Source organism: Gemmatimonadaceae bacterium, assembly GCA_019637355.1.
Classification (GTDB): Bacteria; Gemmatimonadota; Gemmatimonadetes; order Gemmatimonadales; family Gemmatimonadaceae; genus Pseudogemmatithrix.
Window position 1 is genome coordinate 1,942,446 of record JAHBVT010000001.1, and the last position, 25,090, is coordinate 1,967,535.

Consider the following 25,090-nt stretch of genomic DNA (forward strand, 5'->3'; position numbering starts at 1 on the left):
AGTCTTCCGCTTTCCGCCATTTTGTCTTCATTCGCTACGCTCGGCCTCGCCGACCCGCTCCTCCGCGCCGCCGCCGACCTCGGCTGGACCAAGCCGACCCCCATCCAAATCGACGCCATCCCTCCCGCCCGCGACGGGCGTGACGTGCTCGCCTGCGCCCAGACGGGCTCCGGCAAGACGGGGGGCTTCCTGCTGCCGTTGCTGCACCGTCTGCTAGCCAACCCCACGCGCGCCACGCGCGCGCTGGTGCTGACACCGACACGCGAGCTGGCGGCGCAGGTGCACGCCGACCTCGTGGACCTCGCCAAGTTCACCTCCCTGCGCGCCGCGCCTGTGTTCGGGGGCGTCGGGATGGGCCCTCAGGAGACGGCCTTCCGGCAGAAGGTGGACGTCATCATCGCCACGCCGGGACGCCTGCTCGACCATCTCGGACAGCCCGGCAAGTACGTCGATTTCTCGACGCTCGAGGTGCTCGTGCTCGACGAAGCCGACCGGATGCTCGATATGGGCTTCCTGCCGGCCATCAAGCAGGTGCTGCGGCAGATCCCGACCAAGCGGCAGACGCTGTTCTTCAGCGCCACGCTGCCGGCGCCGATCGTCGAGCTCTCCAAGCAGATGCTGCAGGATCCGGCGCGCCTCAACGTGGAGCGCGTGGCCAAGCCGGCGGCGAAGATCGAGCAGGCGGTGTGGCCGGTGAAGGAGGCGCTCAAGCCGGACCTGTTCCTCGCGTTGCTGCGAGCCAACGTCATCGGCAACGTGATCTGCTTCACGCGCACCAAGCATCGCTCCAACCGGCTCGCCGAGATCCTCACGAAGGCCGGCGTGCCCAACGCCCGCATCCACGGCAACCGCTCGCAGGCACAGCGCACCGAGGCCCTGGCCCACTTCAAGGACGGCAAGATCCGCGTGCTCGTGGCGACAGACATCGTCGCCCGCGGCATCGACGTCGAGGCGCTGGAGCACGTGGTGAACTTCGACGTGCCGCACGTGCCGGAGGACTACATCCACCGCGTGGGCCGCACCGCGCGCGCCGAAGCGACGGGCGAGGCCTTCACCCTGGTCTCACCGGAGGAAGAAGCCGACCTGCGGCAGATCGAGAAGGCCATCCACAAAAAGCTGGCGCGGCGCACGCTCGAGGGCTTTGACTACAACCACGTGCCGGTGGAGCGCTTCGAGGTGCCGCTCGCCGAGCGCATCGCGGCGATCCGGGCGCGCAAGAAGGAAGAGCGGGAACGGGCGAAGGCCAAGTTGGAGCGAAAGGCGGTCGGGGCTACAGGACGGAAGACGGATGACGGAAGTGGCGCAGCACCCAAGCGGCGGCGACGTCGGGGAGGCTCAGGCCGCGGTGGCTCTGGGCGCGGGCCCGGTGGCGGGTCGTCCGGCGGGAACCCGTACCGCGACTAGCGGCTCCGCGGGGGAAGAGGAAAGGGGCGCGAGTCTATTCGACTCGCGCCCCTTCCGTCTTAAGTCTTCCGTCTTCCGTCTCTATTGCCTACACGCCGCCCGCGGATCCGGCTTGGGTCCATCCAAGCGTGGGCGCTGCGCGCGGTTGGCCAGCTCCAGCGTCACGTCGTGCACCAGCATCGCGATGCGCGCCATCTTCGGATAATCGATGTACTGCGGCTCGTCCGTGACTTGGTGGTAGTCGGGGTGCAGGCCGGTGTGGAAGAACGTCACCGGCACGCCGTAGCGCGCGTACATCGCGTGGTCGGAGCGGCAGTAGATGCGCTCGGGGTGGCCGTCGGCGTCGAAGCTGTAGTCGAACGTGAACGGCTGCGGCTGCCGCGCGTTGACGGCTTCGACGAGATCGCCGAGCTCTCGCGAGAGACGGCGCGAGCCGACGAGCTGGATGTAGTCGGGGCCACCGCCGGCGATGTCGTCGGCGCCGCCGCGGCCGACCATATCCATATTCAGCTGCGCGACGATGGAATCCAGCGGCACCGTCGGGTTTGCGGTGTAGTGATCCGCGCCGCGCAGGCCAATTTCCTCGGCGGCGTGCCAGACGAAGAGGATCGAGCGCTTCGGCTTCACCGGCATCGCCGCCAGGGCTTCGGCGAGTTCGAGCATCACCACCGTGCCCGAACCGTCGTCGTCGGCACCGTTCTTGATGGAATCCGAGCGCGCCGGGCGCAGGGCGCGCAGCGAGTCGACGTTCACGCGCACCTGGGCGAGCTGCTGCGGTGAGGGGCGCCGCGCGCCGGTGGCGCGGGCCACCCGCTCGCGGGCGAAGTTGAACGCGCGCAGCGAATCGTGGTCCACGCCGCGAGAGACCAGCGGATCGTGGTCGGTGTGCGAACCCAGCGCCACGTACTGCCCGCGCAGCGTGGCATCGCTCCCCGGCAGCACCGCGACGACGTTGCGCGCTGCCGCCTGCGTGACGTCATAGCGCAGCGCGAGGCCGGCGCGACGCCCTGCTCCGGCGATGAGCGCGTCGACCATCTCCTGCGAGGCGATCAAGGTCGGCGGGAGCTCCGGACCGCTGAGTTCACGACCCATCACGAGCGAAGGTTGGCTGAGCTGCGCCCGTGCCGGTGCCGCGAGCTGCTCCCAGGCCGGCACCACGACCGCGGCCGCGCCGGCGAAGCGCGCGCCGGGCCCCACGGCCAGGAAGCGCTGGTCCAGCTGCAGCAGATTCGGATTCGGCCGCAACACCACGATGTTGCCTCGCGCTTCATCCGCGCTGATCCAGGTGCTGGAGTCGCCGTGGACGCCGCCGACGACCACCGTGGCCGCCTCGGTCAGGCGGGGCTGGCCGCCGCGCGCCACCATCGGCGCGAAGTCGGTGCCGAGCGTGAAGCTGCGGGCGCCGACTAGCACGCGGGAGCCGGCGGCAAAGCCACGGCTCGTCATCGGCAGGTCTTGGAAGTAGCCGCCGTTCTCGCCGGCCGGCTGGAGGCCGAGCCGACGCATCTCGTCGGCGATGTACTGCGTGACCTTGAGGTGGCCTTCGGAGCCGGTGGGGCGACCGCCCATCGAGTCGTCGGCGACGCGGTAGAGTCGCGTCATCAGGTCAGCCGCGCTGATCGGCGCCGAGGTCGGACGGGGGGCCAGCGTCATCGGCAGGGGTTGCTGGGCCCCGAGGGCCACAGGCAAGGCCAGCAACGCCGCGAGCGCAGGGCGCGCGGCAATTCGGACTGCGGACATCAGGTCTCCGGTGGGGGTCGGATGGGACCGCACGACTTCCTTAAGCTAACGCGGAGCGCCTGCCGGACGTTTATCCCACGGCGGGCGCGTGGGCGCCCCAATCACCCTCGGAGGCACGATGCGGGCGTTGCGCGCAGGACTCGGCTTGGCAGCATTGCTGGTAGTGGCACCCCTCGGCGCGCAGCAGGGTCCGCCTGGCGGCCGCGGAATGGGTGGCGACCCGGCAGCGATGCAGGCGCGCCAGAACGAGATGCTGTTCCGTGGCATCACGCTGACGGCCGAGCAGCAGGCCAAGGTCGACTCGATCCAGACGGCGAGCCGCGCCCGCCAGCAGGAGCTGATGCAAGGCGGCGGGATGCGCGACCCGGAGACGCGGACCAAGATGCAGGAGCAGCGGCAGGCGATGATGGCGGCCGTGCGCGGCGTGCTGACGCCGGCGCAGCAGGCCACCTTCGACCAGAACGTGGCGAGTATGCCGGCGATGCAGGGCGCTGGGCGACCGCCGGAGGCGTAGCGCCGGAGGCGTAGCGCCGGAGGCGTAGCGCCGGACGGCGCGCCAGCCTACGCCCCGAGCGGGCGCGGGTCGCTCGCCAGGATTGCGTAGAGGTCGAGGTCACGGGGGACGCCGTCGCGCCAGACCATCGCGCGCACGCGTCCCTCGTACTGCATTCCCAGCTTGCGCATCACGGCGCCGGAGGAGGGATTTTCCACGTAGTGGTGCGCATCCACGCGGTAGAGGCCCAGCGTGTCGAAGGCGTACGAGACGAATGCGCGCGCGGCCTCGGTCGCGAGGCCGTTCCCCCAGCGGTCCTGCGCGATCCAGTAGCCGAGCTCGGCGCGGCGGTGGGCCGCGGTGATCGTAAGGCCGGCGCCCCCGACCAGCCGGCCGCCGTGCCGCTCCGTGACGGCCCAGTGCATCGCCTTGCCGGCGGCGTGCCGTTCGGGCAGCATCGCGAGGAACTCGGCGGCGCGTTCCGGTGGATACGGATGCGGTACGCGCAGCGTGCCGTCGGCGACGGCTTTCACGCCCAGCTCGCGCACGAGGGCCGGGGCGTCGTCATCGCGGAAGGGCCGCAGGACAAGACGCGCGGTCTCGATGGTCGGTACGGCAGGCAGGGGCTGCATTGCGGACACGGGGTGATGGGCTTCGGCGCGCATTCTATATGGTATACGCAGGCCGTCGCCGCTACCCGACACGCCCCAGAGGGCCCAGATTAGGAGCGATGAGCGCCCCCGTGGACATCCTGGCCATCGCCGCGCACCGCGATGACGTCGAACTCACCTGCGGCGGCGTGCTCGTGAAGCACGCGTGGCGCGGCCATCGCACCGGCATCATCGACCTCACGGCAGGCGAGATGGGGACCAGGGGCTCGGCCGAGCTGCGGGGCAAGGAAGCCGCCGCCGCCGCTGACGTGCTCGGCGTGGCCCTGCGCGAGAACCTCGGGCTCCCCGATGCCGGGATCACCAACACACCCGAGACGCGCCTGGCGCTGGCCCGCCGGATTCGCGAGCTGCGCCCGCAGGTGGTCATCGCCCCCGCCCCGCGCGGTCGGCACCCGGACCACCGCGTCGCCTCCCAGCTCATCCGCGACGCTTGCTTCCTGGCCGGCCTGACCAAGCTCGACGCCTCGCCGCCGCATCGCCCCAGGAAGGTCCTCCACGCGATCGCCTACCGCGAGGACCACGTGAAGCCGACGTTCGTCGTGGACATCAGCAAGGAGTTCGATACCAAGCTCGAGGCCATCAAGTGCTACGCCTCGCAGTTTGACGGCGCCACCTGGGCGGGCGAGGTGTATCCGAACGGCGAGCCGCTGTACGATATGGTCCGGCACCAAGCCGCACATTACGGCTCGCTGATCCGCACGCAGTACGGCGAACCGTTCTTCACCTACGAAACCACCCGCGCGGACGACCTCCTCGCGCTCGAGGTATCCACGTTTTGAGCAAGTCCGAGATCTCCTACCCGACCTATCTCGAGCTGGACTCGCTGCTGAAGCTGCAGCGTCCGCAGAGCCAGCCCGAGCATCCGGACGAACTGATCTTCATCGTCGTGCACCAGGCCAGCGAGCTGTGGTTCAAGGTCATCCTGCACGAGTTCGACCAGCTCATCGCGCGGCTGGAGGCCTTCGACGTGGCGGGGTCGCTGACGTCGATGCAGCGCATCAACACGCTCGTCGAGCTGGTCTCGCACGAGCTCAGCGCCCTCGACACGCTGCCGCCGCAGCGCTTTGCGCAGTTCCGCGGCTACCTCGGCAGTTCCAGCGGCTCGCAGAGTGCGCAGTTCCGCGCCATCGAGGCCACGAGCGGCCTGCGCGAAGCCCACTTCATGGCCGCCCTCAAGGAGCACGGTGAGATCCCGGCGGTGGTGCAGCGTGCGCTCGACCGCCCGACGCTGCAGGACCTCTACCTCAAGCTGCTCGCGCACGAAGGCGTCACGCTGGACCAGGTGTACGCCGAGCCCAGGCACGCGATGCTGCATATGCTCGCGGAGTCGTTCCTCGCGTACGAGCAGGGCTTCGGGCGCTGGCGCTTCCTTCACGTGCAGATGGTGGAGCGCATCATCGGCCCGGACACCGGCGGCACAGGCGGCACGCTCGGCTCCAAGTACCTGATGAAGACGGTGGGCCAGCGCTTCTTCCCGGAGCTTTGGGCGCTGCGCGCGCGGCTCTACGGGCGCCCCGGCTGATCGGCGCGTGACCGAGCCGAGCGGTCCACTGGACGCGCGCGCACTGCGCGACATCTCCATCGCGTTCGACGCGGCCACCCCGCCCTGGCCCGGCGACACGCCTTTCTCCTGTGGCTGGGCCTGGGCGATGGCCGATGGTGCCAGCGTGAACGTCTCGAAGTGGGAGACCAGCCCGCACGTGGGGACGCACGCCGACGCGCCGCTCCACGTGATGCGTGATGGCGACGGCGCGGACCGCCTGCCGCTGGAGCCGTTCATCGGGCCCTGCGGCGTGGCCGATGTCCGCGACCTGCGCGGCGACATCACGCTGGCGCAATTGAAGGCCGGCGGCTGGCGGCCGGGCACGCGGCGCCTCTTGCTGCGCACCGGGCAGTCCACGGCTGACGGGTCCTTCCCGGTGGAGTGGCCGGTGCTGGCGTCCGACACCGCACGGGCGCTGGTGCAGGACGGTCTCATCCTGCTCGGCGTGGATGCGCCCAGCGTCGATGCGCGGGAGAGCAAGGCGTTGGAGATTCACCACGCGCTGTTCGGAGCACGATGCTACGTGCTCGAGAACCTCGACCTCCGCGGCGTGCACGCGGGGGCCTACCAACTGCTCGCGCCTCCGCTCAAGGTCGGCGGCTGCGACGCGGCGCCGGTGCGGGCGTTCCTGCGCGCGCTGCGGTAGCGCGATTCCTCGCGGATCCGCGAAACGCCTCGCGGCGCGGCGTCCGACAGCGGTCCTCGGGCATCCCGCGTAAGCTAGGGGATGGCGCCCACTGCGCCTGCTGCTGGCTCCGAACCCCGACCACCCGATGATGCGCCTCCTGACCCGCACGCTCGTTCGCGCCGCCGTTGTCGTGGCCGCCGCCCCCGCCCTGCTGCTCGCGCAGGCGGGCGATCCCTGGACCATCTTGCGCGCCGAGTCGTGGCAGAAGCCCGCCGCGCACATCGAGCGGATGGTGATGACGCCGCGCACGGACATCTCGTTTGACGCGATGAGCCCGGACGGGCGCTTCGCGATGCGCCTGACGGGCCCGGGGCGCGGCGCCATCGCCCAATACGGCGCGCCGCACCTCTGGCTCGGCGGCCTGCAGGTCGACCACCTCGCCAACCGGGCGCGGGCGCTCACCACCGCCCAGCACACGGGCATCTCGCTGGCGGATCCGCGCACTGGGCAGGTGCGTGCGCTGCAGACGCCCGCGGGCGAGCGCGTGAGCGGCGCGGTATGGTCGCCGGACGGCAGCAAGATCGCCTTCCTCGGACACACGGCGACGGCGACGCACCTGTACGTGGCGGACGTGCGCACGGGCCGCTTTACGCGCCTGACGCGCACGCCGTTGCTCGCGACCTTGGTGACCGAGCCGCGCTTCACGCCGGATGGCCGGCACTTGATCGTGGTGCTGCCGCCGGCCAACCGCGGCCCGGTGCCGGTGCGCGGGAATGCCGGCGTGGCCGACGGACCGCAGGTGCGCTTCACCGAGAGCATCAAGAAGCCGCAGCGGGTGCACTTCTCCCTGCTCGAGGATCCGCACGACAAGAACCTCTACACCTACTACACCCGCGGCCAGTTGGCCTTGGTGGATGTCAGCTCCGGCAACACGCGCAGCGTCGGTGCGCCGGGACTCATCCGCAGCGCCGACGCCTCGCCCGACGGGCGCTACCTGCGCGTGACGCGCACGGTGGAGCCGTTCTCCTACATCGTGCCGCACAACCAGTTCGGCACGGTGACGGAGCTCTGGGACGCCACCGGCCGCGTGATCGCGACGCTGGCCACGCAGCCGCTGCGCGAAGGCGCCATTGACGACGACGCACCGCGCGGGCCGGCGGCGCCGGACACGAGCCGACGCAACTTCGCGTGGCATCCGGAAGGCGGGCTCACCTACCTTCGCACCACGCTGGGCAGCGACAATCGCGCCAACGGCGTGCGCTGGATGCACTGGAAGGCGCCCTTTGGCGAGGGGGACACGGCGTTGGTCTTTGCCGGTAGCGCACGCTTCACGTCGGCGGCCTGGGGGAGCCAGCCGGGCACGATCTTCGTGAATGACAGCGGCGCGGTGGCGGCGCTGCGCCTTGCCGACCTGACCAAGAAGTACCCGTTGGGCCGCGGCGTGACCCTGCCGGGCGGCGGCTTCGGTGGCTTCGGCGGCGGTGGCTTCGGTGGTGGCGCGCAGATGGATACCGTCGGCACGGGCGGCGCCCTGCAGACCACGCGCGCCGCTGACGGCGGGATGCGCGTGCAGATGAGCCGTGACGGCAGCGGCGTGTACGTGAGCGGCGTGCGGCGCTACGGCAACGAGTGGCACCGGCGCGCGCCGCGTCCGTGGCTGGACCGCATCAACATCGAGGACGCGTCGCGCCGACGGCTGCTCGACTCGCCGGCCGACGTGTACGAGAGCTTCGTGACGGCCCTCGACGCCGACTTCACGCAGGTGGTCGTGACGCGGCAGTCGGCGACGATGATCGAGGACGCCTATCTGCGCGACCTTGGCGCCAACACCGAGCGCAAGCTCACCGCGGCGGTGGACGTCGGCCCCGAGATCACCGGCGCCGTGCGCAAGCGCGTGCAGGTGACGCGTCCCCGCGACGGGACCGACATCTGGGTGGACGTCGTGCTGCCGCGCGGCTGGCAGCCCGGCCGGCGGATGCCGGGCGTGATCTGGTTCTACCCGCGCGAGTATGCCACGGTCGAGGCCTACCAGCGCTCCAAGTGGAACACCAACATCAACAGCTTCCCTGCCGTGCCGCCGCTGCGCCCCGCCAGCTCCACCGAGTTGTGGGTGGCCGGGGGCTACGCCCTCATCACGCCGGACATCCCGATCTTCGGCGATAGCGGCCGGATGAATGACAACTACGTGCGCGACCTCACCGAGAACCTCGCCGCGGTCGTGAACGCGATGGTAGACTCCGGCTTCGTGGACCGCAACCAGATGGGCATCGGCGGCCACAGCTACGGCGCGTTCAGCACGGTGAACGCAATGACGCGGATGGACATCTTCAAGGCCGGCATCGCCGGCGACGGGATGTACAACCGCACGCTGACGCCCTTCGGCTTCCAGAGCGAGCGCCGCAACTTCTGGGAGGCGCAGTCGATGTACCTCGACCTCTCGGCCCTGCTGCGCGCCGACCAGCTCTCGGGCGCCCTGCTGCTCTACCACGCCACCGAGGACCAGAACGTCGGCACGCATCCGATGTCGTCCATCAAGATGCACCAGGCGCTGCAGGGCCTGGGCAAGACCTCGGCGCTCTTTATGTACCCGTACGAGGACCACAGCGTGGCCACCTACGAGAGCGACCTCGATATGTGGGCGCGCTGGATCGCCTGGTTTGACGTCTACGTGAAGGCCGGCGGCACCGCGCGCTGAGCCGCTGGGGTATCTTTGGGTATGCGCCTGCGTTCCCTGATGCTCGTCCTGACCGTCGCCGCCGGGTGTCGCCCGGCGGCGACGGTCGCGTCATCCCCCGCTGCACCGGCGGCCGTCACCATCCAACCCGGCGTGCCGGGGCAGGCCGGACGCGTGCTCAGCGCCGAGCAGGCCGACGCCCTCCCGCAGCCGAAGCACACGGCGGCCGACGTGGCGTTTATGACGGGGATGATCCCCCATCACGAACAGGCCCTGGTGATGACGGCGCTGGTGGCCGAGCGGACCGAGGCGCGTGACGTGCGGCTCGTGGCGCAGCGCATCGCGCTCTCGCAGTCGGACGAGATCACCCTGATGAAGACCTGGCTGCGCCAGCGCGGCGAACCGGTGCCGGGCGAGGGCGCACACGCCGGCCACGAGATGCACGCAGGGCACCTGATGCCCGGGATGCTCAACGCCGCCGAGCTGGACACGCTGCGCAACAGTCGCGGCGTGGAGTTCGAGAAGCACTTCCTGCGGTATATGATCAAGCATCACGAGGGGGCCGTCGCGATGGTGGCCCAGCTCTTCCGTTCCCAGGGTGGCGGGCAGCAGTCCGAGATTTACGCCTTCGCCGCCGACGTGGACGCCGACCAGCAGATGGAGATCGAGCGGATGCTCCGACTCCTCGCGGCGCGCCCCTAGCCTGTCTCTCTCCCGAGGGTCTCTCCCAATGCCGCAGTCGTCACTCCGCCGCGCCGCCGTCGCGCTGGCCTTCGCCGTGTTCGCGCCCATCGTCGGCGCACAGGAACCCGCCGCCGGGGGGCGTGAACTCACGCCCCCGCCGCTGCGCTACGACCCCAACGATCCGCGCATCGGATTGAAGCCCGGATATATGGACGCCGGCGAAGCCATCAGCGGGCTGACCAAGCTCGCGAGCGTCCCGCGCCCGGCCGGGTTCTTCAATCCGGCGCAGGTGGGTGATGGTGGGTTCTCCAACACCGACCTCGCCTTCCGCGGCAACTTGCTCTTCCAGGGCAACTATCACGGCTTCCAGGCCTTCGACGTCAGCGACCCGCGCAACCCGCAGCTGCGGCTCTCGGTGGTCTGCCCCGGCGGCCAAGGCGACGTCTCGGTGTACGGCAACCTCGTCTTTATGAGCGTCGAGCAGACGCGCGGCCGCCTCGACTGCGGCACCACGGGCGTCGAGGACACCGTCAGCGCGGAACGCTTCCGCGGCGTGCGGATCTTCGACATCTCCGATATGCAGAACCCGCGCCAGGTGGCGCTGGTGCAGACCTGCCGCGGCTCGCACACGCACACGCTGGTCACGCACCCGCGCGATCGGGAGCGCATCTGGGTGTACGTGAGCGGCACCAGCTCGGTGCGTCCGGGCGAAGAGTTGGCCGGCTGCGTGCGCGCCGCCGACGATGCCAACACGTCGCTGTTCCGCATCGAGGTCATCGAAGTCCCGCTGGCGCGGCCGCAGGACGCGCGCGTGGTGAATATGCCCCGCGTGTTCGCCGACGCCTCCGGGCGCCCCGGCGGTCTCTGGCAGGGCGGCAACCACGGCCCCGGCACGCAGACCTCGCGCATCACCAACCAGTGCCACGACATCACGGCCTATCCCGCCATCGGCCTGGCCGCCGGCGCCTGCTCCGGCAACGGCATCCTGCTCGACATCAGCGACCCGGCCAACCCGCGCCGCATCGACGAAGTCATCGACCCGAACTTCGCCTACTGGCACTCGGCCACGTTCAACAACGATGGTTCGACCGTGATCTTCACCGACGAGTGGGGCGGCGGACGCGGTGCGCGCTGCCGCGCCACCGACCCCGCCACCTGGGGCGCGAACGCCATCTTCGGCGTGCGCGATCGCAAGATGACGCTGCAGGGCTACTACAAGCTGCCCGTGCCGCAGACCGACACCGAGAACTGCGTGGCGCACAACGGTTCGCTGGTGCCCGTCCCCGGCCGTGACCTCAAGGTGCAGGCCTGGTACCAAGGCGGGCTCTCGCTCTTCGACTTCACCGATCCCACGGCCGCCAAGGAGGTCGCGTTCTTCGACCGCGGCCCAATCTCGGCCACCGACCTCATCACCGGCGGCTACTGGTCCGTGTACTGGTACAACGGACGCATCTACGGCGCCGAGATCGAGCGCGGCATCGACGTCTTCGAACTCGCCCCGGGGCCGAACCTCTCGGTGAACGAAATCGAAGCGGCCAAGCTCGTGCGCTTCGACGAGTTCAACGCGCAGCTGCAGCCCAAGTTCGAGTGGCCGATGGCGTACCCGGTCGCCCGCGCCTACGTGGATCAGCTCGAGCGCGGTGCAGCCCTCGAAGCTGGCCGGGTCACGGCGCTACGCGAGCTGATGACCCGCGGCGAGACGGGCCGCGGCGCGCAGCGCACGCAGGCGCTGGAGCAGTATGTGCGCGTCGCCGAGCAACTGGAGCGCGACGCGGGCACGGCGCGGCCGATCGACGCCCGCCGGATGCGGGCGCTGGCGACGACGCTGCGTGGGCTGCAGGCAGCGCGCTAACGAATCCTATGTCCCCTGCATTGCAGTCCGTGGGTCGCTGGTCATTGCTGCCGTTCGCGCTCGCGGCGCTCGCCGCCTGTGGGTCCAAGGCCGAGAGCGCGGAACTCCCGGGAGAGCGTGTGCGGAACCTCGAGGCGGGGGACTCCCTGCCCCGCCTCGAGCGCCCTGCCGGGTTTGCCGGGACCTTGCCCTGCGCCGACTGCCCTGGCATCGAGACCTGGTTGCAACTGAACCCGGACGGTTCGTATCGCCTGCGCGAGCGTTGGCTGGATCGCAGTGCGGCGGCGCGCCTGCGCGTCGGGCGCTGGACCATCTCGCGCGACTCCATCCCGCAGGTGGCGCTGCTGGGCAGCGACAGTACGCCGCGGCGCTTCGCGATGACCGGCGCGCTCACTTTGCGGGAACTGGCGCAGGACGGCTCGGCGATCGAGAGCCAACTGCCGCTGGACCTCGCGCGCGTGTCGCTGCCGGCCGACTGGAACGCTTCACTCCAGATGCGCGGCGAGTTTCGCTATTTCGCCGACGCGGCGACGATCGTCGCCTGCGACGGCGGGATGCAGTACCCGGTCGCCGGGGACTCGGCGTTCATCCGGCTGCAACGGGCGTACGTGCAGGAGAACCTCGGCACGCTCTCGGCGATCCTCGTGGATGCCAGCGGCCGTCTCGAGGTCCGCCCCGGAATGGAGGAGGGCACGCGCGCTGAGACCTTCGTCGTGGATTCGTTCCGCGTCGTCGATCGCAAGGCGCCCTGCAATGCCACCACCGTGCACGCGCTGCTCGCCATCGGCGACTGGCAGCTCGGCGCGCTCGACGGCGTGGCGCTGGGCGACGTGCCGCGCGAGCAGCAGCCGACGCTGCGCTTCGTGCTCAGCGAATCGACGATGTTCGGCAACGCCGGGTGCAATCGCTTCACCGGGCGGGCGGTGCTGCGCGGAGCCGCGTTGATGCCTGCAGCGCCGGCCGTGACCAAGCGAGCCTGCGCCGACGAGGCGACGACTCGGCGCGAGTTGCGTTACACTGAGGTGCTGGGAGCCGGCGGCTGGTTCCGACTCGACGGTGCGGAACTCGTGCTCTCCCGAGGCGGCACCGAAGTGGCGCGCTTCTGGCGCCGCTAGCCGCATTCCCGTGCCCCGGGGGCCCTGATGCGATGGTCGTGGCCGATTGGACGATTGGCGGGTATTCCGCTCCGCGTCCATATCACGTTCCCGATGCTGCTGGCGTGGATCGCCCTCGTCCGGTGGCGCGCCGACGGGCACGTCGTCGGCGCTGCATCGCTCGTGGTGCTGGTGCTGACGGTCTTCGCGATTGTCGTGCTCCACGAACTCGGGCACGCCTTGGTCGCCCGGCGGTACGGAATCCGGACGCGAGACATCACGCTGCTGCCAATCGGCGGCCTGGCGCGTCTCGAGCGCATTCCACGCGAGCCGCGCCAGGAACTGCTCATCGCGCTGGCCGGCCCAGCCGTAAACGTCGTTCTCGCTGCCGCGCTCGCGCTCGTCCTCGCCGTGTCCGGCACTCTCGGTTCCGTGGCTGACGCGCTGGCCTTGCTGACAACCGACCTGTCGCTCGATTGGCATTCGTTCGCGATGCGGCTGCTCGCCATCAACGTGTGGTTGGTGGCGTTCAATATGCTCCCGGCGTTCCCGATGGACGGTGGCCGCGTGCTGCGCGCCCTGCTCACGATGTACACGCGGGACCACGCGAAGGCGACGGTGGCAGCGGCGGCACTCGGCCGCGGCTTTGCCGTGCTCTTCGGCTTCGCCGGGCTCTTCGTGCTCAACAGCCCGGTACTGGTGCTCATCGCCGTCTTCGTCTGGCTTGCCGGCGCGGGCGAGGCCGCGACCGCACAGGCCCACGCAGCCTTCGAAGGGCAGTCGCTCGAGGCGATGTTGATCACCGAGTTGCGCACGTTGCGCCGCGACGAACCGCTGTCCCGCGCCGCCCAGCTGCTCATCGACGGGTTCCAAGCCGACTTCCCCGTTCTCGACGGAGACGTGCTGGTGGGGATGCTTTCACGTAGCGACCTCGTACGCGGACTCTCCACGCACGGCCCGGACGGGCGGGTGGAGCAGGCGATGCGGCGCGACGGGCCCGCACTTGACGCGAGCACGGCGCCTGAGGACGCGCTCCTCAGGCTCGCGTCATCGCGCGCCACTGCGATCCCAGTGTTGCGCCAGGGACGCTTGATCGGACTGCTCACGACGGAGAATGTGATGGAGTTCCTGATGCTGCGCCGGATTTCCAGCGGCAGACCTGCACCCTGATGCCGCGATCGACTTCTACGACGGGGCCCGGGATTGCCTTCCTCGGCACCGGTTTGCTCGGCGCGGCGTTCGTCGAGGCCGCGTGCGGGCGTGGCGATTCCGTCACCGTGTGGAACCGCACCGCCAGCAAGGCCGAGGCGCTCACGCGCTTCGGCGCGCGGGTCGCGGCCACGCCGGCGGACGCCGTGCGCGGGGCGGAACGCGTGCACCTCGTGCTCCAGGACGACGCGTCGGTGAACGAGGTGATCGCGGCGCTGCGAGCGGGCCTCGCCCCGGACGCGGTCATCCTCGACCACACCACCACCCGCCCCGACCTCACCGCTGAGCGCGCGGCGCGCTTGGCCGACGAGGGGCTGCACTACCTGCACTGTCCCGTGTTCATCGGTCCGGCGGCGGCGCGCGAGTCGCAGGGGACGATAATGGTCTCGGGCCCATCGACCCTGTTCGAGCACGTGAAGCCGGCGCTGGCACGGCAGGCGGCGCGCGTCGAATACTTCGGCGAGCGCGCCGACCTCGCCGCCGGTTACAAGCTCATCGGCAACGCGATGCTCCTCGCCATCGCCGGCGTGGTCGCCGACAGCTTCACGGTGGCGGCGGGCGCGGGCATCACGGCGAAGGACGCGCTGAAGCTGCTGGAGTTCTTCGACCCGGGGCGCGTCGTGCACGGACGCGGCAAGAAGATGGCCGCCGGAGATTTCAGCGCGAGCTTCGAGCTCACGATGGCACACAAGGACATCCGGCTGATGATCGAGACCGCCGGCGACCGGCCACTGGCGACGTTGCCGGGCATCCTCGCGCGGATGGAGACGCTGATCACCGAGGGACGCGGCCACGACGACGTGGGCGTGCTCGCGGCCGACGCCGTGGAGCGCTAGCGCGGGAGCGTCGCCACCGGCGGCTGAATCACCCGCGGAATCTCAAACTTGAACATCTGCTCGGCGAGCTGACGCACCGGTCGGTCGCCGACCAGCGCGGGCCGGAATCGCATCCGGGGCAGCGCCTCGCGCACCGCGCGGTCGAAGGCGCCGGCGGTCGACTCGATGGTCAGGATCGTCGCGAGATCCACGCGCCCGGTGGAATCGACGACGAAGCGCACGATGACGTAGCCCTCGATGCCGCGCTCCTCGAGCTCCTTCGGATACACGGGCGCCGCACTGGATGGGTCGCGCACCGCAGCGGAGTCCACCTCGAGCACCTGGTACGCGTTGGCGAGCAAGGCGTTCATCGCGGCGATCTCGGCCTCGGAATCCATAGAGGTCGCCTCGAGGTCCTCGCCGCTCGCGCTCGCCTCGGTTTCCGTCGGCGATCCCGCGCGCCGAGCGCCGAAGGCGCTCTCGTCTGTCGCCACGGCCGTGCCGCCGTCACCCGAGGCGGGATCGAAGCGCAGCTGCGCCTGCGCCGGGGCCGGCGAGGTCGGGGGCGGCACGAGGAACGTGAGCCCCTGCGGGAGCGGCGGCATCTCCGACGGCTCGGTGCCGCGCGCGACCGACCCCACCGCGGTCGCCACGACCACGGCGGCGTGCGCGAGGACGCTCACGGCCGTGCCGACCGGGTCGAAGCTCGGGGTCGAGGAGAGGCGGGTCGGATTGATGCGCACGGGGACGGGTCAGGCCTCTTTCACTATACACGGGCTCGCGGGACCACGGGGGCTGAGCGGGGACGAACCGCAGGTACGACAGGTCGAGCCGTCATTGCTATACCCCGGGACCGCGCCGTGGCGCCACGCCGCCGCTAGAACCCTGCCAGCGCCTGCTGCGCCTGGGGCGAGGTGTTGCTGTCGAGATTCCCCGCAATGGCGACGATGCTGACGTCCCCTGCGTGCGCGTCGTGATCTCCATCCGTCTTCCTCCCTGAGGATGCTCCTGCACAGCATCGTCCAGCCGCTTGGTCAGGACGACGACGTTGTGGTCGCCGTCGCGGCGGTAGCGGACGTCGTCCACCAGCCGCCGTACTATACTATGAATGCCGAGCCCACCGATCGGCCGGTCCTCTACCGAGAGCGTCGTGTCCGGCGCCGCCCGGGCGAGGGGGTCAAAGGCCGCGCCGCAGGTGTACCGAGAGGCCGCGCGTCGCCGCGAAGTCGGCGAAGGCCGTGTTGGCGCGCGCCACCTCCTGCAGATCCGCGGCAAGCGTCAATCGGAAGCCGTCCGGCATCGTCCCCCTCCGTGGTCGCTCAATGACAGCCCCGCAGGGGCGGTCTGTCAACTGCCCTAGCTGTAAAGGCTCAGGAGGTTGTTCACAGGGCGTAGCGGCACCAAGCTGGGGTTGTCGAGACACTCAACCGGCAACGCCAGAGGCCCTATGAACACCCACAAGAGTGCACGATTGACGCCCTACTTGCGACGGGAGGCCTGCCGACGCGTGTGGACCGGCACCCGCGTGAGCGATGCTGCGCGCGCGCGGCGTGCAGATCGAGGCCGCGCTGCACCCGGCGCGGCAGGTCTCGGGCGACTTCTATCGATGCCTTCCAGCTCGCGCCCTCCGGCAACCTCGTGCTCGTCGTCGGCGACGTCTGCGACAAAGGCGTAGGCGCAGCGCTCTTTAGGGCGCTGTTCCGCAGCCTCATCCGGGCCTCGACCGATCCCGTTGGCGGCGGCGCCATCCAGATGATCGGCGGGCGGCGCACCTTGGTGATGCAGTCGCTCGAGGCGGCGTCGCTGACGGACCTGCTCACGCGTGTCGCCGGCTTCACCAACAACTACATCGCACGGCTGCACGGGCGCACCAATATGTTCGCGCCGTGTTTATGGCCGTGCTGGATCCCGAGTACGGCCGGCTCGACTATCTCAATGCCGGCCACGAGCCCGCACTGATTCTCGCGCCGGACGGCTCGGCGCAGGAGCTGCGGCCCACAGGCCCCGCGCTCGGGATGATGCCGGACGTCCCCTTCACGACCGGCGGCGGCACGCTGGAGAGCGGGCACACGCTGCTCGCGTTCACCGACGGCTTGGTGGAAACGCGCAGCCCCTCGGGCGAGGCCTTCGGCAACGCACGCTTGCGCGAGATGCTGCGCGGACTCGCCGGCAGCGCGGCGCCGGAACTCGTGGCTGGCGTGGTGGATGGACTCAAGGCCTTCGGACGACAGGCAGAACCGCACGATGACTTCACGATGCTGGCGGTCACGCGTGACTAGGCCGAGCGCATTGCTCTGCGTCCCGCAAGGACTTGCGATTTCGGTGGCGTCTGAACAAAGGGACCGTCCGGTGTCCTGGGCATCGTCGAACCCGGCGGCTGTGACGATCACGGCAGACGGTCTCGTGGAGCACCTCCGACGCGAGGGACGATTGCCACGGTCAGCAGTGCCGGCCTCGTCAGTGCCGCGCCACGAACGAGGGCACCGCAACGATCACCGCGACGGTGACGCAAGCAGCGGACAACGCGCCCGGCGACACGGCTCCCGACGGTGGCGGGTGAACCCGTCGTCGCCTCGATCCTGATGGGCGGCGAGCAGGGCTTCCGTGGCCGTCACGCCTTGCCCCACGGCCACGCAGGCCGAATCTTTCCTCGTCGCGCAGGTCCCCCATCCCGAGTGGAGTCACAATGGCGATTCTGATGGCCGTCATCGGCGGCCTGGGCATCTTTATGCTCGGGATGAAGCATATGTCCGAGGGGATGCAGGCCGTCGCGGGCAATTCGCTGCGGCGGATGATCTCCCTCGTGACGACCAATCGCTTCCTCGCCACGGCCACTGGCGCCGGTGTCACGACGCTCGTCCAGTCGTCGTCGGTCACGACGGTTATCGTCGTCGGCCTGGTCAACGCCGGGCTGATGCAGCTGCAGCAGGCCATCGGCGTGATCTTCGGCGCCAACATCGGCACGACGATCACCGGCTGGATCCTGGTGCTCAACATCGGCAAGTACGGCCTGCCGATCCTCGGCGCCGCGGCGCTGGTGTACCTCTTCGCCCGCCGCGACCGCACGCGCTTCATCGCGATGGCGCTGATGGGAATGGGGATGGTCTTCTTCGGCCTCGAGCTGATGAAGAACGGCTTCGCGCCGGTGAAGGATATGCCGGTGTTTATGGAGGCCTTCCAGTGGTTCGAGGCCGACAGCTACGCCGGCATCTACAAGGCCGTGTTCGTGGGCTGCGTGCTCACTCTCATCGTCCAGAGCTCGAGTGCCACGCTCGGCATCACCATCGGCCTCGCCGCCACCGGGGTGATCCCCTTCCAGACGGCGGCCGCCCTCGTGCTGGGCGAGAACATCGGCACCACGATCACCATCGTGCTCGCCTCGTTCGGGGCCAACACCAACGCCAAGCGCGCCGCGCTGGCGCACGTGCTGTTCAACCTCATCGGCGCGTTCTGGATCACGCTGGTGTTCCCCTGGTACATCAAGCTCGTGGCCGGCACCGTGGCCGCGGTGCACGGCGCCGACCCGCTGACGCTCACGCTGGCTTCCGGCGTGAACCCGGTGGAGTTCGCTACCGTCGTCACGGCAGCCATCGCGCTGACGCACAGCGGATTCAACATCGTCAACACCGCCGTCTTCCTGCCCTTCATCAAGCCCTACACGCGGATGCTCGAGCGGCTGGTGCCGGACCCACGGCTGAAGGAAGTCGCGCGGCTGACGCGCATCGACGCCGGCACCGTGGCCTCGCCCGTCCTCGGGCTGGAGCAGAGCCGCGGCGAGGTGATCCAGATGGCGCAGGGCACGCTCAAGATGATGGAATGGATCCGCCAGCTCGGCTTCCACGGGCCCTGGGACGAGCTGCTGGTGCGCAAGACCTTCCACCGCGAGGAAGTGCTCGACAACGTGCAGCGCGAGGTCGTGGCGTTCCTGACCTCCACGCTCGACAGCACGATGCCCCAGATGGTCGCCGAGGAAGGCCGCCAGCAACTGCGCATCGCCCACGAGTATGAGTCGGTCTCCGACCGCGCCGCCAGCATCCTGCGCGCCTTCGCACAATTGCGGCAGCAACGACTGGAACTGCGCTCCGACCAGCAGGAGGACTTGCAGCAGCTGCACGCGGCGGTCACCACCTTCCTGCAAGAGGTGTCCGAGGCGTACGGCGAGCGCACGACAATCGGCGGCGCCAATGCGCGCAGTCACGCCGAGTCAATCGACCGACTCGTGCGGATGCTCAGCGATCGGCAACTCCAGCGGATGATCGACGGGCCGATCGATCCGGGGCTGAGCCTGGTCTACACGGGCCTCATCACCGACTACTCACGCATCCGCTCGCACGTGCGCAACATCCACGACGCGATGGCGGGCGGCGGGGTGCCGGAGTAGGCGGCGCGCCTACAGCCAGGACGCCGGCGTCTCGGAACCGCGCCAGCGCCTGAGGATGCGCTGGAAGAACATATTGTTCGGCACGCGCAGCGTCCGGTCCTCACCGACGCCGGCGCCGACTTCCTGCAGCGTCGTGTAGATCAAGTTGATGTCGGTGACGCGGCCCTTGAGCCCCGGCTTCTCGCCGTTCTCGAGGATTTCGACGTGGTCGCCGAGCCGGAAGGGCTCCGTCGAGAAGATGAGCATCGAGCAGAAGATGTTGGAGAGCACGCTCCACGCGGCGAAGAACGCGACCGCACCGACCGCGGCGAAGCCGCTGAAAATCGTCCAGAGCACCGTGCCGGAGACGCCGAGCCGCTCGAGGATGAGCAGCAGCGCACCGCCCTTGATGAGCCAGCTCACGGCGCGCCGCGCGCCGGGCAGGGCGCCAGGCGGCAGGTCGTAGCCCTCACCCACGCGACTGATCAGCCGGTGGAGGAGGCGCTGCAGCAGGATCGCCACCAGCACGATGATCGCCACCTGCGCGAGGAGCAGGAGGGGCGCGGTGCCTTGGATGAACCAGTCGGGGAGTCGGTCTCGCATCGGGAGGCGGGCTGGAGACGCAGGGGGCCGATGCCGGCCACACGAAGCGAAAGCTAATACCTTGGACGGCCCACGCCGACGCTGCCGCGCCGCAGCGGTTGCCGTAGGGCCGAGCGCGGTCCAGATTGGCGTGAACCGGACCACCGTACCCCTCGTGACGAGGTATCGTGGATTCACGCGCCCGACTCACCGACGCTCTTGGCGCCGCGTACCGTGTCCAGCACGAGCTCGGCGGCGGCGGGATGTCGCACGTCTTCGTCGCAGACGAAGTTGCGCTGGGGCGACGTGTCGTCATCAAGATGCTATCACCGGAGCTCGCGAGCGACATCTCGGTCGATCGCTTTCGCCGTGAGATCGCGCTGGCCGCCCGGCTCCAGCATCCGTACATCGTGCCGCTGCTCGCCGCCGGCGATGCCGACGGCACGCCGTGGTACACGATGCCCCTCGTGACGGGCGAGACATTGCGCGAGCGCCTGGCCCGCGCGCCGATTCCGACCCACGAGGCCGCGCGAATCATCCGCGACATCGCCAGCGCCCTGGCCTACGCGCACGACCAAGGCGTGGTCCACCGCGATATCAAGCCCGAGAACGTGCTGCTCACGGACGGCGGCGCGCTGGTGACGGATTTCGGGGTCGCCAAGGCGCTGGCGGCGTCGAACCGCAGCGCAGAATTGCCGCTCACGACCGTCGGACTGGCCGTCGGCACGCCGGCGTATATGGCGCCTGAGCAGGCGCTCGGAGATCCCGGCAGCGACCACCGCATCGACCTCTATGCACTCGGCGTGGTTGCGTACGAGATGCTCACCGGTCACCACCCGTTTGGGGAGCGCACCCCGCAGGGCCTGCTTGCCGCCCACGTGTCGGAGCAGCCCGCGGACCTGCGCCACACGCACCCGGGCATTCCAACTGAGCTCAGCGAGACCGTGATGCGCTGCCTCGAGAAGGATCCCGCCCAGCGCTTGTCTTCCGCACGCGAGGCCACTGCCGCTGCAGAGCGCACGGCACACGCGGTCCCGCGTGCCGCCTCCGCGGAGCCGTCGCGGCGACGTCCCCTGCGCACCGCGTTGTCACTGGCCACGCTCGCGGCGATCCTTGGGCTGGCGGCCGTCTATGCCGCGCGAAGCGCGGGGAATGACCGATCGACGCGCATCGCCGTGCTGCCGTTCACCGACCTCACCGGAGACAGTGCGTTGACGCGCATCGGCGAGAGCGCCGCGCACACGCTCACCTCGGGCATCAGCCAGGTGGAGGCCGGACGCGCCGTGCACACGCTCGCCGTGATGGCCGCGCTCGCCGCCGCCACCGCAACCGACGACCTCGTGCAGCTCGTCGCGCGGCGCACGGGGGCGACGCTCGTCGTACACGGGAACGTCACGCGCGCTGAGGACTCCGTCCGCATCGAGGCCACGCTCAGCGACAGTCGACGGGCACGGGTACTGCGAACCTTCGGTCCCTTCTCCGGCCCACTGCACGATCCGACCCCCGCGCTCATCGAGCTGCGCGATCGCCTGGCCGGCGCCCTCGCGATGTCGGGCGTCCAGCGCGCCTCGCTGGCCAGCACCGCCGCGCCCCTCTTTCCGTCACAGCAGGCCTTTATGGAGGGCATCGAGCGCGTCGTGCGAGGCCTGCCTGGCGCATCGGACTTCTTCGCCCGTGCCGTGGAGTTGGATTCCACGTTCGTGCAGGCCTACCTCTACCTCACGCAGTCGTATATCGCAGCCCGGGACTTCGACCGCATCGGGTCGCTGGTCGCGCGGTTGGATGCGATGCGCGGGTCACTCTCCCGCAGCGACCGGCTCCGCGTCGACCTCCTGGCGGCGCTCCAGTCGCAGGACGCCGCGCGCGTCGAACGCCTCCTGTCGCAGTTGATCGCGATCGATTCGCTGCCCGGCGAGATCTTCCAGCGCGCGGCCCTCCAACTCCGGACGCTCCGCGCAAGCGAGGCCGTGGAGGGATTGCGCGCCGTGGACGACGTATTGTCGCGCAACGGCTGGACGTTCGTCGCAACCGAAATCGCCGTGGCGCAACACCTGCTCGGCAACGACGCGGCGGCGGTGCAACGACTGGAACTGGCCCGGCGCACGTGGCCCGCGGAGCGCTCGTTGCTGGGCAACCTGTTGATGGCACTTGCCGGCCGAGGGGACGGCCCCCGCGCTATCGCCTTGGCCGACACGATGCTCGCGACGTGGACCGCTGAGCCCACGTTCGTCGGCGATGTCCTCATCGCGGCCTCGGAATTCGAAGCGCACGGAACTCCGCAGCTCGCTGCCGCTCTGACCCGGCGCCTCCGGAGCGCTGTCGACCGGGAGTCGTCCGGCGTGCCCGATACGGTACTGGTTCCCTACGTCCTCTCGTATCTCGTTGACGGCACAGGCGATTCGGCCCAGCTGCTGCGCCCTCGGCTGCTGGCGAACCCGACGACCCCCTCGCGAACGGCGCTCGCGGGCATCCTCGCCGCGCAAGCCGGCGATCACGCCGACGCGCTCGAGTGCGACTCCGTCTTGGCGACGTTGGACGAGCCCGTTGCGCTGTACCTGCGAGGGGCACTGCGCGCGTATCTGGGCGACGACGACCTCGCGCTCCAGCTGCTGCGACAGTCCGTGCCGCGCGGGCTCAACCTGCGGTACACACATTCAACCACCTGGTACAGGCCGCTCCGAGGCCTGCCCGACTTCCGCGACGTCGTGCGCGTGCGGTGACGCCGCGCGTCAGCGCGGCGCACCCAGCACGTGCCAGCTCGCCCCCGCCCGCAGGAACGATCGCGACGCCTCGGCGTCGCTGCGGCGCGACGATACCCGCATCGTGAAGCGCTCGCCCACCGACACATCGAGGCCAAGCGCGAGGAAGAACTGGTACGGCCCGTCGAAGGGAACGTGGAGGAGCGGCATCGGCGTCTCGGGTGGCGGGACGCCCGAACTTAGCTCCGCTCGAGCCCGGGCGAGTCGGGCAATCGCCCTAGCCGACGCGGCAGTCCATCGACGCTGGCCTGCCGCGGTGCAACGCCGTAGTCTCCGGGTATGTCACGGGACGCCCGCCGAGAGGACACCGCGCCGCTGACCGTCGATGTCGTCGAGTCGCCGGCCCTGAGCCCGCGTGGCTTGGCCGAACTGCACGCGCTCTGCAACCTGGCTTACGACGAGACGCTCGAGCAGTACTTCGTGGATATCGGCCCGGGCCTGCACTGGATCGGGCGCGTCGCCGGACGCGCGGTGGCGCACACGATGCTCGTCACCCGCTGGCTGCAGCAGGGGTCCGGAGCGCCGATGCGCACGGCGTTCGTCGAGCTGGTCGCGACCCACCCGGCGCACCAGGGCCGCGGCTACGCCAGCGCGCTGATGCGCGCGATGCGGCCGCAGATCGAGCCCTTCGAGATCGGTGCCCTGACGCCGACCGTTCCGGAGTTCTACGCCCGCTTGGGCTGGGAACACTGGCACGGGCCGCTGGGCGTGCGTGTCGGCGACGGCATCGAGCCGTCGCCGGGCGAGATCCTGATGTTCCTGCGCACGCCACACACGCCGTCGTGGGTGGACCCCCAGGCGCCGCTCTCGATCGAATGGCGGCCAGGCGAGGTGTGGTAGACAGACCGCGCGATTCCCTCGCGCGAGGTCATCCGGTATCGTCATCGCGATGCCCCGACTCCCGCTCCTCGCCCTGGCAGCGGCGGCGATCATCGCCGCAACCATCCTGCTCACGCTGGCGCTCCGGCGCGCCCTCGCCGCCCGCCGCCTCGCCGCGCAGATGCAGCTCGCGGCCTCCGGCGAGCACGCCGCCGAGCGCTTCCTCGTCGCCGCGGGGTTCACCATCGTCGCACGCCAGCACACGCTGCGCGCCACGATGCACATCAACGGCCGCGTCGCCGAGTACGACGTCCGCGCCGATTTCCTCGTCGAGCGCAGCACGCCAGGAGGCCCGGAGCTGGCACTCGTCGAGGTGAAGACCGGCGACGCCGCCGACCCCCGCACACCGGCCACGCGCCGCCAATTGCGCGAATACGCCGCGCTCTACGACATCGACCGCCTCTACCTGTTCGACGCCTCCGCCAACCGCCTACACGAGATCGAGTTCCCCTGCTGAGCGGCGCGAATTCGGTGCCCGGACGCCGTCGCCGAACAGGGTCCGACGGGCCTATATTTCAGCCCGTATGCCCCCCAACCCGATCTACCTCGACCACGCCGCCACCACCCCGGTCCGCCCGGAGGTCCTGGAGGCGATGACGCCCTTCTTCGGGCCCCGCTTCGGCAACCCGTCCTCGACCCACCGTTGGGGCCGCGAAGCCCGCGCCGCACTCGACGAGGCCCGCGAGCGCGTGGCACGCTGCCTTGGCGCCGCCCCGGACGAGATCTGCTTCACCTCCGGCGGCACCGAAGCCGACAACCTCGCGGTGCTCGGCGGCTGGCGCATCCTCAAGGCCCAGGGCAAGCGCGCCGTGGTGACCAGCCCCATCGAGCACAAGGCGGTCCTGCAAGCAGTGCACCAAGCGGCCAAGGAAGGCGCCGAGGAGCGGCTGCTGCAGGTGCGCGCCGATGGCACCGTGGACCTCGACGACGCCAAGGCGCAGATCCGCGCCGGCGAGACCGCGCTGGTCTCGGTGATGTGGATCAACAATGAGACGGGCGTCATCCAGCCGATCGATGAACTCGTCGCGCTGACGAAGGCAGCCGGCGCCGTGTTCCACACCGATGCGGTGCAGGCCTTCGGGAAGGTCGAGGTCAACGCGGCCAAGTTGCCCTTCGACTTCGTGAGCGTCTCCGGCCACAAGCTCGGCGCTCCCAAGGGCATCGGAGCGTTCTTCATCCGCCGCGGCACGCCGCTGGAACCGCTGTTCTTCGGCGGTTCGCAGGACCGCGGGCGTCGCCCGGGCACCGAGAACGTCGCATCGGCCGTCGGACTCGCCCGGGCGATGGAACTCGCCAACGCCGAGCGCGAGGCGCATTGGCGCGAGCTCGAGGCAATGCGCGATCGCCTTGAGGCGAAGCTGCTGGAGCGCATCCCCGACGCCGTCGTGCACGGCCGTGGCGCCAAGCGTGCCCCGCACGTGCTCAACGTCTCGGTGCCGGGTACGGACTCTGAGTCGCTGCTGATGGCGCTCGACCTCCAGGGCGTCGCCTGCTCCTCGGGTTCGGCCTGCCAGAGCGGGAGCGTCACGCCGTCGCACGTGCTCTCGGCGATGGGCGTGCGGGCCGATATCGCCGCGGCGGCCATCCGGATGAGCTTCGGGTCGCTGAATGCCGCCGAGGACGTGGACCGCGTGGCGGAGCTGTTCCCCGCCCTGATCGCCAAGGCGCGGGGCCTCAGCGGCGTCGCGTGAACCTGCGGGTTC

The 25,090-nt window shown here is 70.0% G+C and carries 24 protein-coding genes; 18 read left to right on the forward strand and 6 right to left on the reverse strand.

Going from position 1 to position 25,090, the window contains the following annotated elements:
• The first annotated feature begins 18 nt into the window (after positions 1 to 18).
• Positions 19 to 1,404, forward strand: coding sequence for a DEAD/DEAH box helicase (locus tag KF689_08945; GenBank protein MBX3133494.1), 1,386 nt, complete (start codon positions 19 to 21; stop codon positions 1,402 to 1,404).
• A gap of 81 nt (positions 1,405 to 1,485) precedes the next feature.
• Here the strand turns inward: KF689_08945 and KF689_08950 are convergent, their stop codons facing one another.
• Positions 1,486 to 3,144: a M20/M25/M40 family metallo-hydrolase gene (locus KF689_08950; GenBank protein ID MBX3133495.1), complete on the reverse strand. Its 1,659-nt coding sequence runs from the start codon at positions 3,142 to 3,144 to the stop codon at positions 1,486 to 1,488.
• A 118-nt stretch (positions 3,145 to 3,262) separates the two neighbouring features.
• Between KF689_08950 and KF689_08955 the strand changes: the two genes are divergently transcribed.
• Positions 3,263 to 3,658 carry a hypothetical protein gene (locus tag KF689_08955; GenBank protein ID MBX3133496.1) on the forward strand — a complete coding sequence of 132 codons (396 nt, stop codon included), beginning with the start codon at positions 3,263 to 3,265 and terminating at the stop codon, positions 3,656 to 3,658.
• Positions 3,659 to 3,705: 47 nt separating this feature from the next.
• Here KF689_08955 and KF689_08960 read toward each other — a convergent pair whose 3' ends face one another.
• Entirely contained in the window at positions 3,706 to 4,302 is a 597-nt protein-coding gene (locus tag KF689_08960; GenBank protein MBX3133497.1) for a GNAT family N-acetyltransferase, read from the reverse strand.
• Positions 4,303 to 4,367: 65 nt separating this feature from the next.
• Between KF689_08960 and bshB1 the strand changes: the two genes are divergently transcribed.
• The 9 genes from bshB1 (at position 4,368) to KF689_09005 (ending at position 14,828) form a co-directional block, all read left to right on the forward strand.
• Positions 4,368 to 5,087, forward strand: coding sequence for a bacillithiol biosynthesis deacetylase BshB1 (bshB1, locus tag KF689_08965; protein ID MBX3133498.1), 720 nt, complete (start codon positions 4,368 to 4,370; stop codon positions 5,085 to 5,087).
• On the forward strand, positions 5,084 to 5,830 hold the full coding sequence (locus KF689_08970) for a hypothetical protein (GenBank protein MBX3133499.1): 747 nt from the start codon (positions 5,084 to 5,086) through the stop codon (positions 5,828 to 5,830). Before bshB1 ends, KF689_08970 begins: the two co-directional genes overlap by 4 nt.
• 7 nt (positions 5,831 to 5,837) lie before the next feature.
• Positions 5,838 to 6,497 (forward strand): cyclase family protein, encoded by a 660-nt coding sequence (locus tag KF689_08975; GenBank protein ID MBX3133500.1) that lies wholly within the window; start codon positions 5,838 to 5,840, stop codon positions 6,495 to 6,497.
• Positions 6,498 to 6,627: 130 nt separating this feature from the next.
• The gene (locus KF689_08980) at positions 6,628 to 9,174 is read left to right on the forward strand and encodes a prolyl oligopeptidase family serine peptidase (protein MBX3133501.1); all 2,547 of its coding nucleotides are present in this window, start codon (positions 6,628 to 6,630) and stop codon (positions 9,172 to 9,174) included.
• Positions 9,175 to 9,195: 21 nt separating this feature from the next.
• Complete coding sequence (locus KF689_08985) at positions 9,196 to 9,855, forward strand: DUF305 domain-containing protein (GenBank protein MBX3133502.1); 660 nt, start codon at positions 9,196 to 9,198, stop codon at positions 9,853 to 9,855.
• A gap of 28 nt (positions 9,856 to 9,883) precedes the next feature.
• The gene (locus KF689_08990) at positions 9,884 to 11,689 is read left to right on the forward strand and encodes a hypothetical protein (protein ID MBX3133503.1); all 1,806 of its coding nucleotides are present in this window, start codon (positions 9,884 to 9,886) and stop codon (positions 11,687 to 11,689) included.
• 29 nt (positions 11,690 to 11,718) lie between these two features.
• Positions 11,719 to 12,804, forward strand: a complete 1,086-nt coding sequence (locus KF689_08995; protein ID MBX3133504.1) for a copper resistance protein NlpE N-terminal domain-containing protein — start codon at positions 11,719 to 11,721, stop codon at positions 12,802 to 12,804.
• 54 nt (positions 12,805 to 12,858) lie between these two features.
• Entirely contained in the window at positions 12,859 to 13,953 is a 1,095-nt protein-coding gene (locus KF689_09000; protein ID MBX3133505.1) for a site-2 protease family protein, read from the forward strand.
• Entirely contained in the window at positions 13,953 to 14,828 is an 876-nt protein-coding gene (locus KF689_09005) for an NAD(P)-dependent oxidoreductase (protein ID MBX3133506.1), read from the forward strand. The genes KF689_09000 and KF689_09005 overlap by 1 nt, the downstream gene beginning before the upstream one ends.
• On the opposite strand, the gene KF689_09010 is transcribed toward KF689_09005, so the two are convergent.
• Both KF689_09010 and KF689_09015 read right to left on the reverse strand, forming a co-directional pair.
• The gene (locus KF689_09010) at positions 14,825 to 15,550 is read right to left on the reverse strand and encodes an energy transducer TonB (protein ID MBX3133507.1); all 726 of its coding nucleotides are present in this window, start codon (positions 15,548 to 15,550) and stop codon (positions 14,825 to 14,827) included. The two genes, KF689_09005 and KF689_09010, sit on opposite strands and share 4 nt — an antisense overlap.
• A 97-nt stretch (positions 15,551 to 15,647) precedes the next feature.
• Positions 15,648 to 16,082, reverse strand: a complete 435-nt coding sequence (locus KF689_09015; GenBank protein MBX3133508.1) for an ATP-binding protein — start codon at positions 16,080 to 16,082, stop codon at positions 15,648 to 15,650.
• Positions 16,083 to 16,445: 363 nt separating this feature from the next.
• On the opposite strand from KF689_09015, the gene KF689_09020 reads away from it, so the two are divergent.
• From KF689_09020 to KF689_09030, 3 genes are all read left to right on the forward strand, one after another.
• A complete protein-coding gene (locus tag KF689_09020; GenBank protein MBX3133509.1) occupies positions 16,446 to 16,766 on the forward strand; it encodes a SpoIIE family protein phosphatase in 321 nt (106 codons plus the stop codon).
• Positions 16,700 to 17,086, forward strand: coding sequence for a serine/threonine-protein phosphatase (locus tag KF689_09025; GenBank protein MBX3133510.1), 387 nt, complete (start codon positions 16,700 to 16,702; stop codon positions 17,084 to 17,086). Before KF689_09020 ends, KF689_09025 begins: the two co-directional genes overlap by 67 nt.
• A gap of 407 nt (positions 17,087 to 17,493) precedes the next feature.
• Positions 17,494 to 19,188: a Na/Pi cotransporter family protein gene (locus tag KF689_09030; GenBank protein MBX3133511.1), complete on the forward strand. Its 1,695-nt coding sequence runs from the start codon at positions 17,494 to 17,496 to the stop codon at positions 19,186 to 19,188.
• Between the two features lie 9 nt (positions 19,189 to 19,197).
• Here the strand turns inward: KF689_09030 and KF689_09035 are convergent, their stop codons facing one another.
• The gene (locus tag KF689_09035) at positions 19,198 to 19,770 is read right to left on the reverse strand and encodes a mechanosensitive ion channel family protein (GenBank protein ID MBX3133512.1); all 573 of its coding nucleotides are present in this window, start codon (positions 19,768 to 19,770) and stop codon (positions 19,198 to 19,200) included.
• 167 nt (positions 19,771 to 19,937) lie between these two features.
• On the opposite strand from KF689_09035, the gene KF689_09040 reads away from it, so the two are divergent.
• Positions 19,938 to 22,469, forward strand: coding sequence for a protein kinase (locus KF689_09040; GenBank protein MBX3133513.1), 2,532 nt, complete (start codon positions 19,938 to 19,940; stop codon positions 22,467 to 22,469).
• Positions 22,470 to 22,478: 9 nt separating this feature from the next.
• Here KF689_09040 and KF689_09045 read toward each other — a convergent pair whose 3' ends face one another.
• The gene (locus KF689_09045; protein ID MBX3133514.1) at positions 22,479 to 22,658 is read right to left on the reverse strand and encodes a hypothetical protein; all 180 of its coding nucleotides are present in this window, start codon (positions 22,656 to 22,658) and stop codon (positions 22,479 to 22,481) included.
• A gap of 129 nt (positions 22,659 to 22,787) precedes the next feature.
• Between KF689_09045 and KF689_09050 the strand changes: the two genes are divergently transcribed.
• From KF689_09050 to KF689_09060, 3 genes are all read left to right on the forward strand, one after another.
• Positions 22,788 to 23,348: a GNAT family N-acetyltransferase gene (locus KF689_09050; protein ID MBX3133515.1), complete on the forward strand. Its 561-nt coding sequence runs from the start codon at positions 22,788 to 22,790 to the stop codon at positions 23,346 to 23,348.
• 49 nt (positions 23,349 to 23,397) lie between these two features.
• Positions 23,398 to 23,844 (forward strand): hypothetical protein, encoded by a 447-nt coding sequence (locus tag KF689_09055; GenBank protein MBX3133516.1) that lies wholly within the window; start codon positions 23,398 to 23,400, stop codon positions 23,842 to 23,844.
• Between the two features lie 67 nt (positions 23,845 to 23,911).
• Complete coding sequence (locus tag KF689_09060; GenBank protein ID MBX3133517.1) at positions 23,912 to 25,078, forward strand: cysteine desulfurase; 1,167 nt, start codon at positions 23,912 to 23,914, stop codon at positions 25,076 to 25,078.
• The last annotated feature ends 12 nt before the right edge of the window (positions 25,079 to 25,090 follow it).

Excerpts from the sequence above, each read along its gene's own strand:
- KF689_09055 (MBX3133516.1), top strand. The coding sequence starts at position 23,398 with ATGCCCCGACTCCCGCTCCTCGCCCTGGCAGCGGCGGCGATCATCGCC.
- KF689_09025 (MBX3133510.1), top strand. The coding sequence starts at position 16,700 with ATGGCCGTGCTGGATCCCGAGTACGGCCGGCTCGACTATCTCAATGCC.
- KF689_08955 (MBX3133496.1), top strand. The coding sequence starts at position 3,263 with ATGCGGGCGTTGCGCGCAGGACTCGGCTTGGCAGCATTGCTGGTAGTG.
- KF689_08960 (MBX3133497.1), bottom strand. The coding sequence starts at position 4,302 with ATGCGCGCCGAAGCCCATCACCCCGTGTCCGCAATGCAGCCCCTGCCT.
- KF689_08990 (MBX3133503.1), top strand. The coding sequence starts at position 9,884 with ATGCCGCAGTCGTCACTCCGCCGCGCCGCCGTCGCGCTGGCCTTCGCC.
- bshB1 (MBX3133498.1), top strand. The coding sequence starts at position 4,368 with ATGAGCGCCCCCGTGGACATCCTGGCCATCGCCGCGCACCGCGATGAC.
- KF689_09035 (MBX3133512.1), bottom strand. The coding sequence starts at position 19,770 with ATGCGAGACCGACTCCCCGACTGGTTCATCCAAGGCACCGCGCCCCTC.
- KF689_09005 (MBX3133506.1), top strand. The coding sequence starts at position 13,953 with ATGCCGCGATCGACTTCTACGACGGGGCCCGGGATTGCCTTCCTCGGC.
- KF689_09030 (MBX3133511.1), top strand. The coding sequence starts at position 17,494 with ATGGCGATTCTGATGGCCGTCATCGGCGGCCTGGGCATCTTTATGCTC.
- KF689_08985 (MBX3133502.1), top strand. The coding sequence starts at position 9,196 with ATGCGCCTGCGTTCCCTGATGCTCGTCCTGACCGTCGCCGCCGGGTGT.
- KF689_08950 (MBX3133495.1), bottom strand. The coding sequence starts at position 3,144 with ATGTCCGCAGTCCGAATTGCCGCGCGCCCTGCGCTCGCGGCGTTGCTG.
- KF689_09050 (MBX3133515.1), top strand. The coding sequence starts at position 22,788 with ATGTCACGGGACGCCCGCCGAGAGGACACCGCGCCGCTGACCGTCGAT.
- KF689_09060 (MBX3133517.1), top strand. The coding sequence starts at position 23,912 with ATGCCCCCCAACCCGATCTACCTCGACCACGCCGCCACCACCCCGGTC.
- KF689_09045 (MBX3133514.1), bottom strand. The coding sequence starts at position 22,658 with ATGCCGCTCCTCCACGTTCCCTTCGACGGGCCGTACCAGTTCTTCCTC.
- KF689_08980 (MBX3133501.1), top strand. The coding sequence starts at position 6,628 with ATGCGCCTCCTGACCCGCACGCTCGTTCGCGCCGCCGTTGTCGTGGCC.